At 41.8% G+C, this 19,287-nt stretch carries 15 protein-coding genes; 9 read left to right on the forward strand and 6 right to left on the reverse strand.

The window, feature by feature from the left end; all coding sequences use genetic code 11:
* Positions 1–184: 184 nt before the first annotated feature.
* Positions 185–1,771, reverse strand: coding sequence for a CYTH and CHAD domain-containing protein (locus FQV37_RS09245; RefSeq protein ID WP_160022547.1), 1,587 nt, complete (start codon positions 1,769–1,771; stop codon positions 185–187).
* 153 nt (positions 1,772–1,924) lie between these two features.
* The gene (locus FQV37_RS09250) at positions 1,925–3,511 is read right to left on the reverse strand and encodes an isocitrate lyase (protein WP_160022549.1); all 1,587 of its coding nucleotides are present in this window, start codon (positions 3,509–3,511) and stop codon (positions 1,925–1,927) included.
* A 698-nt stretch (positions 3,512–4,209) separates the two neighbouring features.
* On the opposite strand from FQV37_RS09250, the gene FQV37_RS09255 reads away from it, so the two are divergent.
* Together FQV37_RS09255 and FQV37_RS09260 are read left to right on the forward strand one after the other, a co-directional pair.
* The gene (locus FQV37_RS09255; protein ID WP_102078583.1) at positions 4,210–5,199 is read left to right on the forward strand and encodes a LysR family transcriptional regulator; all 990 of its coding nucleotides are present in this window, start codon (positions 4,210–4,212) and stop codon (positions 5,197–5,199) included.
* Between the two features lie 403 nt (positions 5,200–5,602).
* Entirely contained in the window at positions 5,603–6,976 is a 1,374-nt protein-coding gene (locus FQV37_RS09260; RefSeq protein WP_102092262.1) for an NAD-dependent succinate-semialdehyde dehydrogenase, read from the forward strand.
* A 178-nt stretch (positions 6,977–7,154) separates the two neighbouring features.
* Here FQV37_RS09260 and purN read toward each other — a convergent pair whose 3' ends face one another.
* Together purN and purM are read right to left on the reverse strand one after the other, a co-directional pair.
* Positions 7,155–7,847, reverse strand: coding sequence for a phosphoribosylglycinamide formyltransferase (gene purN / locus FQV37_RS09265; RefSeq protein ID WP_160022551.1), 693 nt, complete (start codon positions 7,845–7,847; stop codon positions 7,155–7,157).
* Positions 7,847–8,908, reverse strand: a complete 1,062-nt coding sequence (gene purM / locus FQV37_RS09270) for a phosphoribosylformylglycinamidine cyclo-ligase (RefSeq protein ID WP_160022553.1) — start codon at positions 8,906–8,908, stop codon at positions 7,847–7,849. The genes purN and purM overlap by 1 nt, the downstream gene beginning before the upstream one ends.
* Before the next feature lie 500 nt (positions 8,909–9,408).
* Between purM and FQV37_RS09275 the strand changes: the two genes are divergently transcribed.
* From FQV37_RS09275 to FQV37_RS09285, 3 genes are all read left to right on the forward strand, one after another.
* Positions 9,409–10,515 carry an AI-2E family transporter gene (locus FQV37_RS09275; protein ID WP_160022555.1) on the forward strand — a complete coding sequence of 369 codons (1,107 nt, stop codon included), beginning with the start codon at positions 9,409–9,411 and terminating at the stop codon, positions 10,513–10,515.
* Between the two features lie 328 nt (positions 10,516–10,843).
* Positions 10,844–11,647 carry a DnaA regulatory inactivator Hda gene (gene hda, locus FQV37_RS09280; protein ID WP_160022557.1) on the forward strand — a complete coding sequence of 268 codons (804 nt, stop codon included), beginning with the start codon at positions 10,844–10,846 and terminating at the stop codon, positions 11,645–11,647.
* An 87-nt stretch (positions 11,648–11,734) separates the two neighbouring features.
* Positions 11,735–12,439: a DUF2057 family protein gene (locus tag FQV37_RS09285; protein ID WP_160022559.1), complete on the forward strand. Its 705-nt coding sequence runs from the start codon at positions 11,735–11,737 to the stop codon at positions 12,437–12,439.
* Positions 12,440–12,557: 118 nt separating this feature from the next.
* On the opposite strand, the gene FQV37_RS09290 is transcribed toward FQV37_RS09285, so the two are convergent.
* On the reverse strand, positions 12,558–13,043 hold the full coding sequence (locus tag FQV37_RS09290; protein WP_160022561.1) for a Dps family protein: 486 nt from the start codon (positions 13,041–13,043) through the stop codon (positions 12,558–12,560).
* A gap of 266 nt (positions 13,044–13,309) precedes the next feature.
* Complete coding sequence (locus FQV37_RS09295) at positions 13,310–13,969, reverse strand: YcxB family protein (RefSeq protein WP_101206317.1); 660 nt, start codon at positions 13,967–13,969, stop codon at positions 13,310–13,312.
* Between the two features lie 498 nt (positions 13,970–14,467).
* Here FQV37_RS09295 and serS point away from each other — a divergent pair, with 498 nt between their 5' ends.
* From serS to FQV37_RS09315, 4 genes are all read left to right on the forward strand, one after another.
* Entirely contained in the window at positions 14,468–15,754 is a 1,287-nt protein-coding gene (gene serS, locus FQV37_RS09300; RefSeq protein WP_160022563.1) for a serine--tRNA ligase, read from the forward strand.
* A gap of 13 nt (positions 15,755–15,767) precedes the next feature.
* Positions 15,768–16,148, forward strand: coding sequence for a hypothetical protein (locus FQV37_RS09305; protein ID WP_160022565.1), 381 nt, complete (start codon positions 15,768–15,770; stop codon positions 16,146–16,148).
* A gap of 93 nt (positions 16,149–16,241) precedes the next feature.
* The gene (tkt, locus tag FQV37_RS09310) at positions 16,242–18,239 is read left to right on the forward strand and encodes a transketolase (protein ID WP_160022567.1); all 1,998 of its coding nucleotides are present in this window, start codon (positions 16,242–16,244) and stop codon (positions 18,237–18,239) included.
* Between the two features lie 215 nt (positions 18,240–18,454).
* Positions 18,455–19,287 (forward strand): hypothetical protein (locus FQV37_RS09315; protein ID WP_205962077.1); only part of this gene is annotated, 833 nt, incomplete at its 3' end.

The raw sequence follows: 19,287 nt of genomic DNA on the forward strand, positions 1-19,287 counted from the left end.
CTTATCGGTATTTGAGCCAAAAATCCGATGACGGCTAAGGATGGTAGTGAAAGGTATGAATATTGAACGATAAGATCAAAGCGAAAAATAAAATGGTTTATCTATAAAAAAGGACAGCTTTATTGATAAAAGCTGTCCTTTTTACTAATTTACTAAGCAATGTATCTTTATCGAGTAATACGTTTTACCAAAATGTTGAGCTGTCTTTAAATTTGGCCAAACGTGTTTCGATATAACTTGGGTCATCCGTGAGCATGGCAGCAAACCAACCTGCACCATATAGGGCATTGGTATCCTTCGCTGATTTTAGGGCATAGAACTGTTGATATTGATTGTCATCATTGCGTTGCTCTAGCGCTATGTGCGCTTTTATCAGCCGTTTTAGCCAACGCTTGGTTTTCTTCTTGGCTTTTTTCTTGCTTAACAAAGGCGCAGAGAACTCACTTATGTAGCGTAGCGCTTTTATGTGATCACATAGTAGCGCTTCGTCTTGATTATCCTCAGAGATATCCGTATCAACATTTACATCATCGCTCACAATCTCGGTACTGCTTACTTCATCAGTTTCTTTATCTGCTTTGAGGCACTTGTTATATTGTTTCGATAGAATTTTTGCTAGCTTATCGAGAGCAAGTTTATCCGTTTGAGGCTCAATACTAGGGTCACTCATGGTAAAGGCAATCAGCTCTAGCAAGGTGAGCTGAAAGTCATTGGCTTGCAGTGTATTGATCGGTGTGATTTTTATGTTCTCGATATCTGTCGTCCAATCAACAGCAGGGGCTCCGAGTGCCTGTAGCTCAGACTCGATATAGGTATTGATATGAGTGAGTTGGTAATAATTGTCCAGCAACGACGAGGTTTGCTTTAGTATCGGTAGCCAGTCAGGATTGATCTCGTCAGAAAAGCTATCAAATGCTGTTAACGCAGCCTGCAAGCGCTCAAGACCAATGCTTACCTGCAAAACATGCTCGTCATCAATGCTTCCAGCGACGATAGCACTGCTGTTTGGTAGTATCTGTAATAAGCAATTGTGTACGACCGCACGTATAAAGGCAGGTGCACTGCTGTCTTTGTCTATTTGCAATTGATCTAGGTTTGCGTTGACTGCTGGACTGTAACTTTGTCCATTGATAAGTAAACCGCCGTTTTCAGCTTTGGTAACGGTAGATAGACACAGCTTGTAGCGCTTGCACCATGTTTTGGCAGTCGTAAATAGAAAATCTAAATCTCCTGACACCAATTCAAATTCTATCTCTTGAATGGCTTTGCGTAGCGAGTCATCAGTACCATGAATAATCTCTCCCTGATCATAAGCCATTTCGATACAGTTATCGGTTTCATCTTCATTACTTTCTGTTAGCAACCGCGTAGTGCGCTCGACGTCAGTCACATAAAGGCGTGTCAGATTTTTCGCTAACTTTTTGAGTTTAAAATCAGCCAATGCCGCAGCGATTGGAGTGTCTTCATATATCGTCAAATCAGGTATCAGCTCATTATTATCGAGCATCGCTTGTACTTGATCATTATCGAGTACAGCATTGTGCTCCAAGCGTGCAGCAATTCCATCACCACCAGCTTTAATGGTTTGTACCCATGTATCGCCTTCTTTGCGAATACGCAGACCGATACCTGCCTGTGCAAGCTGTTGGTCATGCGTATCGTAATAATGTGCAGCCAGTTGTGTCACTTGTGAGGATTTAACGTGCGTTTGACGCATTAAACCCTTTAGCCGTGACTCTGGTACCAAAAACTTCAGCTCTATCTCTTGCATATTAGCTCCTAATAATTCTGACTGATGGCTCTGATCGATGGTTTTGATAAACTATTATTAGTCTACCATTCTCTGATTATTTAAACCGCAATAAAAAACCGCCCTACATGATGTAGAACGGTTTTTTGATAAATACTGCTAGTCTGTCGGTTATTAGAACTGGTTCATCGTGTTCTTGCCGCCGCCAGCTTTCAGAGCGTTATCGCCTGAGAAGATTTCTTTGTGGTCATCGCCAAGGTCAGAACCAGCCATTGCTTGGTGCTTAACACAAGAGATGCCTTCGCGGATTTCTTTACGCTGTACGCCAGCTGCATAAGCAAGCATGCCTTCTTCACCGAAGTAGCCTTTAGCAAGTTCATGAACGCTAAGAGCAGTCGTGTGGTAAGTCGGTAGCGTGATTAAGTGATGGAATACACCAGCTTCACGTGATGCATCACGTTGGAAGTTTTTAGCGGCTACGTCAGCGGCTGCATCAAGTTCAGTACCGTCGTAATCAGCACTCATCAAGTCATCTTTATTGTATGCAGAGACGTCTTTGCCTTCTTCTTCCCACTGAGCGATAACTTGCTTACGGAAGTTAAGCGTCCAGTTGAATGATGGGCTGTTGTTGTATACAAGCTTGGCTTTAGGCTGTTGCTCTTTAATACGGTCAACCATCATTTTGATGTGTTCTACGTCTGGAGTCGGTGTTTCGATCCATAGTAGGTCAGCGCCGTTTTCTAGAGCAGTTACGCAGTCAAGTACAACACGGTCAATGTTAGTCTCTTCACGGAACTGATATAGACCGTTAGGTAGACGAACTGGGCGTACTAGTTTGCCATTGTGCTTAAGTAAGCTGTCGTTTTCTTGAGCATTCTCTAGCGTTACTTCTTCCATTTCGATGAAATCGATGTATTTAGAAGCAAGGTCGCCTGGCTCATTTGATACTGGGATTTTTTGCGTTAGTGATGCGCCTTCAGAGTCAGTACGAGCAACGATAACACCGTCTTCAACACCAAGCTCTAGGAATGCATAACGGATAGCGTTTAGCTTAGAGATGAAGTCTTCATGCGGTACAGTTACTTTACCAGCCTGGTGACCACATTGCTTAGCATCAGATACTTGGTTTTCAACCTGAATGGCACAAGCACCAGCTTCGATCATTTGCTTAGTCAATAGGTAAGTAGCTTCTTCGTTACCGAAACCTGCATCGATATCAGCGATGATTGGCACAACATGTGAATCAAAGTTTTCGATTTTTTCTAAGATAGCTGAAGTATCTTGGCCAGCTTCTTCAGCAGCGTTTAGCTCACGGAAGTAGTCGTTCAACACTTTAGCATCTGCTTGACGTAAGAACGTGTAGATTTCTTCGATTAGCTTAGGTACTGACGTTTTTTCGTGCATAGATTGGTCAGGTAGTGGACCAAACTCAGAGCGTAGGGCTGCAACCATCCAACCTGAAAGATAGATGTAAGTTTTAGAAGTCGTACCGAAATATTTTTTCTTAGCGTACATAGTTTGCTGTGCAACAAAACCATGCCATGCACCTAAAGACTGCGTGTACTGAGACGTATCATTGTCATAATCTTCCATGTCTTGACGCATGATTTTTGCAGTATATTTTGCGATATCCAAACCCGTCTTGAAACGGTTTTGTGACATCATACGTGCAGCATCAACTTCGCTAATGTTCTGCCAGTTGCCGTGCTTTTGCTTTAATTCACGTACTAAGTCGATCGCTGATTTATATGCAGTTGACATCTATAGTCTCCTTGGTGGGGTGTAAAAATAAATAAGTTAATTGTTAAAATAATGGGTATGTCGTTTTACTAAAATCCGCTTTACTAAAATCTTTGTACTAAAAAGTAATATTCAAAATTTGGTCTATCATTTATCTATTGAAGCTCTATTTACCCTAAACAAACCGCTAGGCTATTACAAGAAATTTGCTGAACTCAACAGTTGAAAATAATTGCTGGTTTATAAATATTTATCGATTCTCACTATATATCTAAAAGGTATCTGAATACTTAATAGCCAGTGATGTCATAATTGGTAGCAAGAGATGTTACAATAATGAGGCCAATTAACCGTATTTAACGACTGATAAAAACCATTAATATATTACTTAGCGACAATATTTAATCGGATAAAAACAGCTTATGAACTCAAAGTTCACTATCCATGCTGCAAATCCTTTATAGAACTCACTATAACCACCTTACCAAGATTTATCTAATTTATGATAGTTATCTTTGGTATTTCTGTATGATATAATGTTTATATAACAGGGTCTTACGATAGGTTGAATGAGTTATAATGCAGATCTATCAGGAAAAACTAGAACCAAATTAGTAAAAAATAATGAAATTATGCTGTTATAGCGCACAAATCATCGTAGCAGCACTACAAATGCCAGCCTTAATATGGCGTTTATTCAAAAGCCAAGAGAACCAAATATGAATTTGCAGCGGGTTGATTTAAATTTATTAGTCCATCTAGATGTGTTGCTACGAGAAAAAAACGTCACTCGCGCAGCCGAGCAGCTTGGGATTACTCAGCCTGCTATGAGTAATATCTTGCGCCGTTTGCGTAAGCTGTTTAATGATCCATTATTGGTACGCTCATCTGAGGGTATGACGCCGACTGAACGCGCCCTTGAATTACAGCCGCGTATCCGCGAGATACTTGCTGACTTGACTCAAGTGTTGGAGCCGCGTACTGAATTCCGCCCTTATAGTACCTCTCGTGTGTTCCGTATCATGACATCGGATTATGCCGAAGCGACCCTAGTACCTAAGCTAGTAAAAGCACTACGTTCTGAAGCGCCTAATGTGATTTTGGACTTTTTGACTCCATCAGACGTCTCTTATCGAGATATGGAGCAGGGACGAGTTGATTTAGCGATTAACCGTTTTAACGAGATACCACAAAGCTTTCATCAGGTTTTGGTATGGCGTGATACATTTAGTTGTTTACTGTCGTCTGAAAGTCCTTATGCCAATCGTTTTAATCTGAAAAACTACCTTAAAGCACAGCACGTATGGGTATCTAAAACCGGTATGGGTGTGGGTTTTGGGGTTAATCCAGAGAAATCTGGTGGACTAGGATCTATCGATCAGGCCCTACAGCGCCTTGGGCAAAAACGTCAAATCAGTGTCTTTACTCGACACTATCAAATGCCTGCTATGCTTGCAGCAAATAAAGATTTGATAGCGACTTTGCCCACGCGTGTGGCAAGAATGCAGGCGAATAATGACAGCATTATGATGGAAGATCCGCCGTTTTTTATTCCTGAGTTTGAGCTTACGATGGCATGGTCTCCTTTGTTGCAGCATCATCCAGCCCATCGCTGGTTACGTCAGCTAATTATGCATGTAGCGCGCCAAGTCGTCGCTGAAGAAGAAAATCCACCACAAGAGATACCGGTTATTAATCATTTATTTTGATTGGTTTGTGTGAGTTGAATCTATCTTTTATCAGAGCGGAATATTCCTAATTATCTGAATTTTTAATAAACATATTTTCCTATAGCTTCCACTCTATATAGTTATTAGACCAGCCACTAGGCTGGTTCTTTTATGTCCTAAGGGTTAATAGTTAATATGTTGAATTTAGCTTTACTTAATAAGTCAGTCACACTATTAACATCTTCAACACACTTCACAATATATTGTAAAACTCTTCATCAAATAGCTTGTTAAGATAACGGCAGATAGAAAACGAGCTACCAATAGATTGTGCTATCGACGTAAATTTAATAATTAAAACTGTCACAGTAAAATAACTACAAGTGGCAATAAACCCGATTATAAATTCCAAATATAAATTTGAATAATAAGGACAGTAACTATGTCAGACATTACTACTATTAACCCAACTACGGGCGAAGAAATCAGTAACTACAATTATATGAGCAATGACGAAGTCAACAAGATTGTCGATGCCTCACATAACGCATTTTTAGAATGGCGTACAGTGAGCCACGAAGAACGCGGCCGTATCATCAAATCTATCGGTGATAAGCTGATGGAATACAAAGAAGAGCTGGCTAAGCTGATGACTGAAGAGCGCGGTAAGTTATATAGCCAGAGCATGCAAGAGATTGATCTTTGTAAAGCTATCTGTGATTACACCGCTGAAAATGGCGTCGCTTCTTTAGCTGATGATGTACGCGATATCGAAAGCATGAAGAAAGGGCTAGTGACATACCAACCTATCGGTATCATCTACGGTATGCAGCCTTGGAACTTCCCAGCGTATCAGGTATTCCGTTACACCATCGCAAATCTAATGGCGGGTAATAGCGTCCTGCTAAAACACGCATCTAACGTCACAGGTTCTGGTCTACTAATTGAAAAAATTCTTCACGAGTCTGAACTGCCAAGTGATTTGTTCCGTACGATTATCATTGATCATGACCAGTCAGAAGCATTGATTGGCAATGACAAAGTACGTGGCGTGACACTAACAGGTAGTGACAAAGCAGGCGTGATCGTTGGACAACAAGCAGCTAAGGCGATTAAGAAAGCGGTATTAGAGCTAGGTTCAAATGATGCATTCATCGTATTAGAAGATGCTGATATCGAAACTGCTGTAGAAACTTGTACTCAAGCACGTTTAATTAATAACGGTGAAACTTGTGTAGCAGCCAAACGCTTTATCGTAGTCGATAGCGTATATGACGAATTCCGTAAGCGTATCGTTGAGAAATTTGAAGGTACTAAAGCGGGTGATCCAATGGATGACAGCTCAGATATCGGTCCATTAGCACGTGCAGATTTGCGTGAGCAGCTACATGAGCAAGTAGAGCAAAGTGTGGCTAAAGGTGCAACGATTGCTGTTGGCGGTAAGGTACCTGAAGGTAAAGGTAGCTTCTATCCAGCAACTATTCTAGAGAATGTTGAGAAAGGTCAGCCTGCATATGATGACGAACTATTTGGCCCTGTCGCTTCATTGATTCGTGCCAAAGATGAAGATGACGCAATGCGCATCGCTAACGACAGTCGTTATGGTTTAGGTGGCGCGATTTTCTCGAAAGATGAAGAGAAAGCCGTTCGTCTAGCACGTGAGCAATTCGATACAGGTATGGTCTATATCAATGGTTATGGTCTTGCCAATCCTGCACTGCCATTTGGTGGCGTGAAAAACTCAGGCTATGGCCGTGAGCATGGCGGCTTCGGTATCAAAGAGTTTGTCAACATCAAAGCGGTTCATGTATTCTAAGAGTGAAGCAATTAGAAGAATTAGCTGAATAGATAACTATTTACGATTTTACATGATAGTAAATAGTAAATAATAAACAGTTATCAAATAAAAAAGCCCAGTTGCTCGTAATGAGTAACTGGGATTTTTATTGAGCTATATAAAGTGGTATAAAAAGCAGCTTAATAAGCTAGAATTCTTATCCGTCTATAAGTAATTGCAAAGGTAACTTAGGCAAGTAAGTCTCCGTTTGCGATGATGTATTATTTGCTTCAAGTGACAATATATTTTTTGCTAGCAGTAAAATCGTCCAAGGTAGTAGTTGATGTTCAAGCTTCTGAACCCGTGACTGTAAGCTCTCTGCGGTGTCGTTGATATCGACATTTAATACTGCTTGAGTCAATACCTGACCTGCATCAAGCTCCGCTGTCACTTTATGAATACTACAACCGTGACGACGTTCACCCGCTTGTATGACTCGTTTGTGAGTATCTAAACCCTTATAAACCGGAAGTAGAGAAGGGTGAAGATTAATCATGGACGCTGGTGCATTATCGATAAATGAGCCACTTAGTACACGCATAAATCCGGCCAAGACGATTAAGTCGGGTTGCCATGCTATTAGCTGCTCATTGGCATGGGTTTCAAATGTTTTAATGCCCATACGCTTACCACTAGCAACGTGTGACAATACTGCAACTGGAATATTGGCATCTTTAGCACGTGTCAACGCATAAGCGTCTTCACGGTTACTAATGACACCAACGATTTCAATCGGTAGCGCACCTGCTTGCATGGCATTGATTAACACTTGCAGGTTGCTACCACTTCCTGAGACTAGAACAGCAATACGCAATGGTTTGATAGGCTGGCTTGCGTTATCAGTTGACATTAACGGTACACCACCGCATCTGCCTGATCACCAGTGCCGCGCTTGACCATTTCGCCCAGCTGCCAAGCGTTCTCACCAGCGTCAGTCAATGTCTTGATCGTTGCTTCAGCTTTATCTTTAGGAACGACGATGACAAAACCAACGCCGCAGTTAAAGGTACGGTACATCTCACTTTGTTCAATATTGCCTTGAGTTTGTAACCAAGTGAATAGCTCTGAAAACTGCCAGCTGCTGGTATCGATGCTAGCAGCTAAGTTATCAGGTAGTACACGTGGCAAGTTATCCGTTAGACCGCCGCCTGTGATGTGTGACATCGCATGTAAGGCTGAGCTACCAAGCGTGTCTTGTAATGCCTTGATGGCTTTTACATAGATACGAGTAGGAGCCATTAGAGCGTCTTGAATAGGCTGGCCGTCTAATTGCTCATCGCTACTCGTAACATCCACACCGCTAACTTCGATGACTTTACGAACCAATGAGTAACCGTTTGAGTGCGCGCCACTTGAGGCAAGTGCAATCAGTACATCACCTTCTGCGACATTTTCACCAGTGACGACCTCTGCTTCTTCAACTACGCCTACACAGAATCCAGCTAGATCGTAATCGTCGTCTTGATACATGCCTGGCATTTCAGCAGTTTCACCACCGATGAGCGCACAGTTAGCTAATTTACAACCATCACCAATACCAGTCACGACAGTCGCCGCTACATCAACATCCAGCTTACCAGTTGCATAGTAGTCTAAGAAGAATAGTGGCTCTGCACCGCAAACCAATAGATCATTGACGCACATCGCGACCAAATCAATACCAATCGTGTCATGACGGTTCAGCTGTAGCGCCAGTTTTAGTTTGGTGCCGACGCCATCAGTGCCAGAAACCAATAATGGTGAGGTATAACCTGTTGGGATGCGGCATAACGCACCAAAACCGCCAAGTCCACCCACGACTTCAGGACGAGTAGTGGCTTTTGCAACGGACTTGATTCGCTGAACCAAAGCATCGCCTGCATCGATATCAACACCGGCATCTTTGTAGCTTAAAGAAGGCTTGTCACTCATAGTCATCTCACAGTTGGGGATAGATAATTGGGATTAGAAGGTAAAGTAATTGAGCACGCAAAAATTAGCGTTATAAAGTTCAAAAGCAAAGTTTAAAGACAGTGCGCGCATTATACCCAAAAACAGACCGTACTCGCAAAGCAACTTACCAATATTTAACTAAGATTTGCATTAAGTGGCAAATAAGCGGTTAAGAAACAAAAAATGACTGATTTTTTGTTGTACTCTGCGATAATAGAACGCTAAATTTATTATCAATAATGGCCTTAATACAAGTCCAAATGTGATTGACAGAATAAAAACTAATAAACATAAGTTTATCAAAAATTAGGTTTTTTAGGAACGTTGATACGTCTCAGTTTAGCTAGCTAAAACTAATGAGAAAAGAAAGCAATTCGCCTAATGATACATCGTGATGGCTATAGTTATACCATTTAGAAATCGCTATCACTGACTCCCTGTTACTTTTTCAAACCTGTCCAACTATAGGATTACTTGCCATGATGAACCAACCAATAGATCCTTTTTTTCGGCGTTTATTTATTGTCGTGGCGTTAGTGGTGGCTGTGTTTCTCTTGTATTTAATGATGCCCGTCATCGTGCCTTTCGTTTTTGCCTTTATGCTGGCTTATCTATTTAATCCTCTAGTCAAGCGCCTATCAAAATATATCAAGCGTTGGGTCGCGATTATTATCGTCTACTCGACAATTACTTTAGGGATGGCGTTATTATTATGGTGGTTGGTACCGACACTATGGCATCAGCTGCAAGCGGCGTGGGATTATTTGCCAAAGATATTTAATTGGTACAATCAAGTCGTACGAGAGTGGTTCAATAGTAATACTCGTATCAAACTGCCTCAATTAGAGTCGAAAGAATTTTCCGATACTCTCGTCGATTATATGCAAACGAACTATAAGTTCGCTGATGCTAGCACCATGATGAGCCAAATACTGACCTCAAGTATGAACTTCATCAATAACGCAGGTCTTATTGTATTGGTACCTATTCTAACCTTCTATTTCTTGTTTAATTGGGATCAGCGCTTGCATAACTGGAAGATGGCGATACCAGGTGCTTACTGTCAAAAAGTGACTGAAATAGCTAAGGAATGTGATCTGGCATTGATGGCATTTATCAAAGGGCAATTACTGGTGATGGTGTTGCTAGGCGCTATTTATGCTGTACAGTTACAGCTCATTGGGCTAGAGCTTGGGCTTATCATTGGTATGGTAGCAGGCATTGCCAGTTTTGTGCCGTACTTAGGATTCGGCATTGGTTTCATCGCAGCTATTATCGCCTGCTTATTTCAGTTTGGATTAGACTGGACGTATTTGTCATTGGTCGTAGGTGCGTTCTTGATTGGACAAGCTGCAGAAGGTTATATCCTACAACCGTTGCTGTTAGGTGATAAGATTGGTCTATCGCCATTGTGGGTCATATTCGCTGTATTGGCAGGTGCCAGTCTACTAGGCTTTGTCGGTATGCTTATTGCCTTACCAGTGTCCGCTGTCTTAAACGTCCTGTTCCGCCATTTATACAGCTATTATCGAACCACTGACTTTTATAAAGGTCGTAAACAACTGGCACTGTTTGAAAAAAGATAATTATCTTATTATTGAATACACTAGATAAAGATTGATATGTAATATCAAGATAGGAACGCAATGATTGATAAGGCTTAATGGGTAAAAGACTTGTCAGTTATTTTGTAAATATGTTATATATAGGCGCAGTGTTGATAGTATCAACCGTTTTGGTACCAGTTTTGCTAACGTTGTTTTCGACAAAGTGACTGACCTATTTTTGCAAAGGATATAGGGCCATTAACTACAGTTGTATCGGCTAGTATTGATAATAATGAATACAGCTCAAAACAATCTATCTTTTTTATTATATTTTTCCATTGCACTACGTAACACGAGTTGATGATTCATGGCAGAAGCACAGCTAAGTCTCAATCTGGACATTAAGCACGATGCAAGTCTTAGCGACTTTGCCGGTCCCGGTTGGATGTCGATTATTGATGCAGTACGGCAGTTACATGTCGGCCTGATCGGTCAACTATATCTGTTTGGTAGCCCTGCTACAGGTAAGTCTCATTTGCTGTCTGCTATTTGCGAGTCATTTGTCGAGATGGACAAATCGGCTATCTGTTTGTCCCTTAATGAGCTGATTCATACAGATGTCCACGTACTATCATCTTTAGAAAACTTTGATCTTATCGCCATTGATGATTTGGAAGTGCTTGAGCAAAGCAGTCAGTGGCAAGAAGCTTTATTTCACCTGATCAATCGTAGTCGAGAAGGGCAACGCCAGTTGTTGTTTGCCGCTAATAAACCCGCTGATGATTTACCATTTCAGTTAAGAGATTTAATGACGCGTTTGGCACAAGCACCAACCTTTAAAGTGCCTACTGGTCATGATTTTGCAGATAGACAAGCACTATTACAGTCTATTTTGCGTCGGCGTGGATGGCAGTTTGACGATCGAATTATTGATCACTTACTAACTGATGGACCGCATCGTATCGGTGCGATGATGGAAGTACTTAATTATATTCAACCAATGTTCTCTAACCTTGGTCGCAGTAATATCTCAAAAGCAGTCATAAGTGATGCTTTGCGTACCATCGATGAGCAGACGCTTGCCGCGGAACTGGCAGATATCGCTCAAGAGACACAAGTGGATAACGACACACCTGATCAAGACCAACATACGATGCCACTTGATTTCTAGCAGTAAGACTTTTAGCAGCAAAAAATGAATAACCGTTAGAATACGAATCTTTTGTCCAACTCGCTTTTACTATTAATGGAATAACTTATGAAATCGAATGCTTCTTTGCTAAAAAAATTAACGATAGGTACGTTATTGGTAGGTGCTGCCTCGGTCTCTATGTTGTCACAGGCAGCAGTAACCCTACAGGTTGATGACCATATCAAAGTCACTGCTATTAATGGGCAGGAAATTCAGCAGAGCGCTTTTCAGCCGCTGCAGAAAACATTTACGTTACAGCCTGGACAACACGCTATTACTGCTAAGTATGACCGTCTATATAACTTGCCTCGTGATCAGCACGACTATTTGCGTTCAGGTAATGTCAGTGTGACGGCACAATTGGCCGACAATCAAACATATCGTTTGACTATGCCTAATCAACCAGAAGCATATGAAGCTGCTAAAGACTATGCCAAGCAGCCAACACTCGCTGTGCAACAGAATAATACGGTCATTGCTAGTCAGCAAAGTATGGTCGGTAACCAAGGCGGCATATTCTCAGGTATTGGTAAGGCATTGGGCGGCGTGTTCGGCGGTGCAGGTGATGCAGAGCTACAGAATCAACGTGCTATTGCCTCTTTAGATCAACCCGTAGTAAATACTACTAGCAACGTCAATACTGGCACGACCACTGTTAAGCAAGCATCTAGCGTAAATACTTCTACCAGTACGTTAGATACGTTTATGCAAGTATGGCTACAAGCTACGCCTGCTGAACGCGAAAAAATGCGTCAATGGATCGAAAAATAAATTAATATTCTATAAAAGATAGACAATAAAAAAGCACCTAATTAGGTGCTTTTTCATTATTTAGAACTTGATGATTATTAGAATTAGTAAGGTTAAGCAAAATAAACACTAACGACTCTTAACCCAAAAACGCGTTATACATCCATACCAGTTTTTCTTGCTCTTGTACGTAAGCATCAACTAGGTCAGCTGAACCTTGGTCTTCGCTCTCTTCTGCTAGGGCTGATACTTGACGCTGTTCTGCAATTAACGCTTGCAAGCCAGTGACCACACCTTTGACACAGCTTGTGCCATCTTTGACGTTTTTGTCTTCACTGATGCTAGTATGCTGCGTAAAGTCGCTGTAAGCGTGAAGTGGTGTACCACCCAACGTTAAGATACGCTCAGCGATTTCATCAATTTGTAATTGTAGTGACGTATACAGTTCTTCAAATTGTGGATGCAAAGTAAAGAAATGCTCGCCTTTTACATTCCAGTGATAGCCACGTACGTTTAAATAAAACACGTGATATGTTGATAGTAGATTGTTTAACTTGGCGATGACTTCGCTCATGTCTGCTTTTTCTAGACCGATCTGGTTAGTAGCATTATTAGAATTACTCATAGTATTGTCCTTATAGTGTGAGTGTGGTTATACAATAATAAATAAAGAAGAATAAAGGGTCTCATGAATTAAAATGCAGAGAAAAATACTTTAGTTTTCATCTGTATCTATCAATATAGACTCTATCTCTTCCTTTGATGCTTATAATAATAGCAAACTATTATTAATAAGTTAAATTTAATAAATACAATTTTACGATTGGTTTTATAAAACTAAAGCTAAGTCTCTCTACTGTTTTTCTAAACGATAGAGATACCTAATTACATTTACGCTGGTGGCTGCAAGTTTTCAGGATTTAAACCTTTAACGGGAACCACTTCTTGTAAATGTTGACGTATCGTATCGATAGGAAACTTCTGTGCTTGCAAGCGTTTTGGTACGATTTGGCTACCTTGCTGACCTTTTAGTTCAAACATCATAAAGATATAGTCATCAGTCTCATCCCAGCTCTTGATAGAGGTCCAAGGAATAACTGCTTGCTGAGTCGCGCCTGCACGCATTTGCATACCGCGCATTTGCGAGTTTTTCATCATATCAGGCTGGTTGCTTGGCATCGCCATGACTAAACCATGCTTTTGCACACCTAACTTCATCTGGCGCATTTCATCTGGCATCTCTTGGTCGGCCACTTGTTTGTCAAACTCTCTTTTTACGTACCATTTAAAACCTAAAGTACGTGCCAATAAATAAATCACCACACCAACCAGCATTAACCAAAAGATAATGGTTGAATAGCCTGTTACAAAGATCAGTCCTGCAATAGCAAGTACCACAACCACTGCCATGATGATCCACTCTTTGGTCTTAAAGCTTGATAAACCAAAAGACGGGCTGGCACTGGCAAACAGTTCATACTGTGCTTGGTGGAATTCAGCCTCAGTTAGGTTTAAGGCGACAGGTTGGAGCGTGTAGGGGTACAGGGCCATAAAGGTTTCTCAAATACTTATATTAAAAGCGTTGGATTAAAACTGCCAAAGCGAAGCAGCGATGCTGTACTTGGCTAGAAGTGAATAAAGGTATGCGCTTATCTTACCGAAAAGTACTCCTAAATGAAACATATAAGCAAGACTGTTCACGGATAGATGTCATATTAATGACGTAGTTCACGCTCTATACTCAGCTTACTAAGACTAGACGAAAGCAAAAGTGAGCAATTAAAAACATAATAACTTGCTATAAGCGATTAGCATAATGAACAAAAGCTAGTGAGAGTCAGCCAAAAACAGGGAAAAGTAGCCAAAGATATCCAAAACATGGTCAAATCTGCCGTGTCTTGGTATTATAGCGACTACAAGATATGTTGATATAAAACATAACGTCATAGCCAGTTATCACAAAGACCGTGATAGCGATGTGCTAGGCAATTACCCTATTAATAATACTTTTAAACCTTTTACTCACCTTTAGTGTTACAGGCAACTACTATGATTGATCCGAAACTCTTACGCGGCGATTTAAGCGACCTACAACAGCAGCTAGCCACCCGTGGTTATGAGCTTGATATGGAGTTCTGGCAGACGATTGAAAACGAGCGTAAGTCTCTACAAGTCAAAACCGAAGAGTTGCAATCGCGCCGTAATGCTGGTGCTAAGCAAGTAGGTGCCCTAAAAAAATCAGGTGAAGATGCCAGTGAGCTATTGGCTGAGATGCAAAGCGTTAGCGGTGAGATTAAAGCTGCGGAAGACGAGTTACGTACGCTACAAGAGCGTATCACTCAAGCAGCCTTGCAAATTCCGAATATTCCGGCGGCGGATGTACCAGTCGGTACGTCAGAAGACGATAACGTAGAAGTGCGTAAATGGGGCACGCCGCGTGAGTTTGACTTTGAGATTCAAGATCATACTCATATTGGTGAGACGCTTGGTATGTTGGACTTTGAGGCAGCGACTAAGTTGACTGGTAGCCGTTTTAACGTGCTTAAAGGACAATTGGCGCAATTGCATCGTGCGTTGATTCAATTTATGTTGAATACGCATACTATGAAGTACGGCTATCTTGAGACCTATGTACCTTATATCGTTAATAGCGATAGCTTGAAAGGTACGGGTCAGTTGCCTAAGTTTGAAGATGATTTATTTAAATTGAGCAATCACACGAATAACGATGAAATGGATTTTTACCTTATTCCAACCGCTGAAGTGCCAATGACCAACTTGGTACGCGGCGAACGTTTGGATATCAAAGAGCTACCGCTAAAGTTCACCGCGCATACGCCATGTTTCCGCAGTGAAGCTGGCTCACATGGGCGTGATACTCGCGGCTTGATTCGTCAGCATCAGTTTGAAAAAGTTGAAATGGTCAATGTCGGTACCGCTGAGCAATCTGATGAGTTGCTTGAGGCAATGACAGGGCAGGCCGAATATATCTTGCAGCAGCTTGAGTTGCCATACCGCACGGTACAACTATGTACGGGCGATATGGGTTTTGCTGCACAAAAGACCTATGACATCGAAGTATGGTTACCAAGCCAAGATACTTATCGTGAAATCTCTAGCTGCTCTAACTGTGGTGATTTCCAAGCGCGCCGTATGGGTACCCGTGTCAAGGACGGCAAACAAACCAGCTTAGCTCATACTTTAAATGGTTCAGGTCTAGCGGTTGGTCGTACGCTACTAGCAGTGATGGAAAATCATCAAAACGCTGATGGCAGCATTACGATTCCAGAAGTACTGCGTCCGTTCATGGGCGGTGTTGAGCGCATTGAAATCTGAGAGTAATGACATCATGAATACTTTGTCTATAATTGATGAGCTAAATTACTCACAATTTCTCATCTATGGCCAAAGTATAGGCGACGATTTGTTAGGATTTGAAATAGATGCCAATGTATCTTTCTGTTGTATGGAAAATAATGTTGGTTGTGATTTTCTTTATCAAGAACGCCATGATGAGACGAATTGCATGCTTACGTTACGCTGCAAATTTGCAAATAACGTAAGCTATCAGCAAATGGCAGATTATTTAGAGGAAAAATGGCTTGAGCATGTTTGCTATCAAGAATTTGAGAAGCATTATATTGAAGTCGTTAATGATCAATTGATTTTTTATTATGTGACCCGATCAAGTTGTGGACTAGGAGTAACAGGGAAAATTGTTGCTACTTAGTTTATAATGAGCCACCTATTTAGATATCTAAGCAAATTCAGTTCAACAACCTTTTTTAATCCAATAAACTTTCCTTCAATCTTAGGACACGCTATGCCCACCCCAATTAACGAACGTAAACTAGCCAATGCCATCCGTGTACTGTCGTTTGACGCGGTTCAAAAAGCCAACTCTGGACATCCGGGTGCGCCAATGGGTATGGCTGATATTGCCGAAGTTTTGTGGCGCAAATTTTTGAAGCACAATCCAGCTGATCCTAATTGGCACAACCGTGATCGCTTTGTACTGTCAAACGGTCATGGCTCGATGCTTATTTATTCATTGCTACATTTATCAGGTTATGATGTGAGCGTTGATGACCTAAAAGGTTTCCGTCAGCTGCATTCAAAAACCCCAGGTCACCCTGAACTTGGTTATACGCCTGGTGTAGAAACGACGACTGGTCCACTAGGACAAGGTATTGCTAATGCCGTTGGTTTTGCGATCGCAGAAAAAACCCTAGCCGCACAGTTCAACCGCGACGGTCATAACGTCGTCGATCATCATACTTATGCGTTCTTGGGCGATGGTTGCTTGATGGAGGGTATCAGTCATGAAGTGTGCTCGCTAGCTGGCACGTTGGCGCTTGGCAAACTGGTATTCTTCTATGATGACAATGGTATTTCAATCGATGGTAATGTCGAAGGCTGGTTCACTGATGATACGCAAGCTCGTTTTGAGTCATACGGCTGGCAAGTGATCAAAGTCGACGGCCATGATACTGATGCAATCACGCAAGCAACGGAGCAAGCGATTGCAGAGACTGCTAAGCCAAGTCTAATTATTTGCAAAACCACGATCGGTGCTGGTAGCCCGAACAAACAAGGTCTAGCCGCCAGTCATGGTGCTCCACTTGGTGATGATGAAATTGCCTTGACTCGTGATGCATTGTCTTGGAAGCATGCGCCATTTGAATTAGATGATGAAATCTATGAAGCGTGGGATGCCAAAGCCAAAGGCGACGTACAGCAAAAGAACTGGGATGCGGATTTTGAGGCATATAAAAAAGCCTATCCAGAGCTTGCTGCAGAACTATCACGCCGCCTAAATGGCGAGTTGCCTGCTGACTTTGCTAGTCAAGCACAGGCCTATATTCAGCAAACGCAAGAAGCGGGTGGTGATGTTGCTAGTCGTAAAGCCAGTCAAAATGCTATCAACAGCTTGCAGCCATTATTGCCAGAACTATTGGGCGGTTCAGCCGACCTAGCTGGTTCAAACCTTACTCTATTCAAAGGCGCTAAAGGCATCGAAAAAGATGCTGACGGTAACTATATCTATTACGGTGTACGCGAATTCGGTATGACTGCGATTGCCAACGGTATTGCATTGCATGGCGGCTTTATCCCTTACGTTGCGACGTTCCTGATGTTTATGGAATACGCACGTAACGCAGTACGCATGGGCGCATTGATGAAGCAGCGCGTTATCCATGTCTATACGCATGACTCTATCGGTCTGGGTGAAGATGGCCCGACGCATCAGCCAGTTGAGCAATTGACTAGCTTACGTACTACGCCAAATCTACGTACATGGCGTCCGTGTGATGCGACTGAATCTGCAAGCGCTTGGGTAGAAGCAATCAAGTCTGAAAACAACCCATCAGCATTGATCTTTAGCCGTCAGAGTTTGCCACATCAAGCACGTGATAGCGAGCAAGTAGCGAACATTACCAAAGGCGGTTATGTACTGGCAAAAGAGCAAGGTGAGCTACAAGCCATCATCATCGCCACTGGTTCAGAAGTTGGCCTAGCGATGGAAGCGTATGAAGCGTTGAGCGCAAATGGTGTTGGCGTCCGTGTGGTATCTATGCCATGTGCTGAGATTTTCGTCGAGCAAGATGATAGCTATCGCGAAGCGGTATTGCCTGCCGATATCCGTGCTCGCGTCGCAGTAGAAGCCGCGCATGTGGATTACTGGTATAAGTTCGTTGGTCTAGATGGTAAAGTCATCGGTATGACCACTTATGGCGAATCTGCCCCAGCTAGCGATCTATATAAAGAGTTTGGTATCACGACTGACGCTGTGGTTGAAGCGGTAAATAGCTTGGTGTAATAGACCTGACTTAGTTGTTGTTAAAAAAAGAGCTGCCGGAGAAATCTGGTGGCTTTTTTTATGGAAGGAAGATGAAAATATGTTGACTAATTACTATAAGAATCTATAATTCAGTTTGTAGCAAAAAGTTATTTTAAGTTTTTGATATGTAACAAATATTCATGGTCTGATGCTTAGCACGAACCTTTAAACAGCTCCTTTGAGTGAGTACTTATATGCCACATCCTCGCGTAAATAAAAACCTTGGTTTAACCCTTTTTACTATTTTTTTTGCTACCTCGTTAGTTGCGTGTGGGGGTTCTGGGGGTGGCTCTGGAAGTGCAAGTAATGATGACATTGTTAAGCCTAATACTCCTACGCCCACCGATACATGCAAAGATAAAACTGCTAGTAATTCAGGGCAGGCTGACTTAGACGAAGATGAGATCACTGATGACTGCGACGATGACATCGATGGTGACGGCGTTGTGAATGCAAAAGACGCAAGACCTTTGGATGCCACTATTGCTGGCATCAGCACTAGATCTTATAAAGGAGACGGTTTTGGCTATATAAATGCAACTGAAAGTTTTTACTTCAATGGCAAAAATCAGCTGGTTGAGCAAGAATACCTGTCATCTAGCAATCCTGATCGAGCTAATACCTCAACGCAGTTTATTTACGACAATAACGATCGCCTAATTCGCCGCGAACAAACCCGTGGTCTCGATAAGCGAAATGATGGTATCGAAGTATGGGTATATGATCAAAAAGGTCAGCTAACTGAGTTCAATACTAATTCTGATGGAGATAGTATTTTTGAGAGAACAGTAACTTATCAATATAACTCAAACGGTAATATCGAACAGATAGTAGAAAAGGATACAAGTGATTCGAGATTTTTCTATAATTCAACAAGAACATATACTTATAATAGCTCTAATCAGTTAGAAAAAATTGAGACGGATGAATATAACAACGGTAGTATAGACAGAGTTGAAGATATAACTGAACCGCCCCGACTTTATCGGAGAGTGATTTACTTGAGTCAGGCAGCGATGCCTGACAG

This window comes from Psychrobacter nivimaris, assembly GCF_009812035.1.
GTDB lineage: Bacteria > Pseudomonadota > Gammaproteobacteria > Pseudomonadales > Moraxellaceae > Psychrobacter > Psychrobacter nivimaris.

Bases quoted from the DNA above. Each gene is read 5' to 3' on its own strand.
- FQV37_RS09250 (WP_160022549.1), bottom strand. From the start codon at position 3,511: ATGTCAACTGCATATAAATCAGCGATCGACTTAGTACGTGAATTAAAG.
- purM (WP_160022553.1), bottom strand. From the start codon at position 8,908: ATGAGTGACAAGCCTTCTTTAAGCTACAAAGATGCCGGTGTTGATATC.
- FQV37_RS09245 (WP_160022547.1), bottom strand. From the start codon at position 1,771: ATGCAAGAGATAGAGCTGAAGTTTTTGGTACCAGAGTCACGGCTAAAG.
- serS (WP_160022563.1), top strand. From the start codon at position 14,468: ATGATTGATCCGAAACTCTTACGCGGCGATTTAAGCGACCTACAACAG.
- FQV37_RS09285 (WP_160022559.1), top strand. From the start codon at position 11,735: ATGAAATCGAATGCTTCTTTGCTAAAAAAATTAACGATAGGTACGTTA.
- hda (WP_160022557.1), top strand. From the start codon at position 10,844: ATGGCAGAAGCACAGCTAAGTCTCAATCTGGACATTAAGCACGATGCA.
- FQV37_RS09305 (WP_160022565.1), top strand. From the start codon at position 15,768: ATGAATACTTTGTCTATAATTGATGAGCTAAATTACTCACAATTTCTC.
- FQV37_RS09290 (WP_160022561.1), bottom strand. From the start codon at position 13,043: ATGAGTAATTCTAATAATGCTACTAACCAGATCGGTCTAGAAAAAGCA.
- FQV37_RS09260 (WP_102092262.1), top strand. From the start codon at position 5,603: ATGTCAGACATTACTACTATTAACCCAACTACGGGCGAAGAAATCAGT.
- FQV37_RS09295 (WP_101206317.1), bottom strand. From the start codon at position 13,969: ATGGCCCTGTACCCCTACACGCTCCAACCTGTCGCCTTAAACCTAACT.
- FQV37_RS09255 (WP_102078583.1), top strand. From the start codon at position 4,210: ATGAATTTGCAGCGGGTTGATTTAAATTTATTAGTCCATCTAGATGTG.
- purN (WP_160022551.1), bottom strand. From the start codon at position 7,847: ATGTCAACTGATAACGCAAGCCAGCCTATCAAACCATTGCGTATTGCT.
- tkt (WP_160022567.1), top strand. From the start codon at position 16,242: ATGCCCACCCCAATTAACGAACGTAAACTAGCCAATGCCATCCGTGTA.
- FQV37_RS09275 (WP_160022555.1), top strand. From the start codon at position 9,409: ATGATGAACCAACCAATAGATCCTTTTTTTCGGCGTTTATTTATTGTC.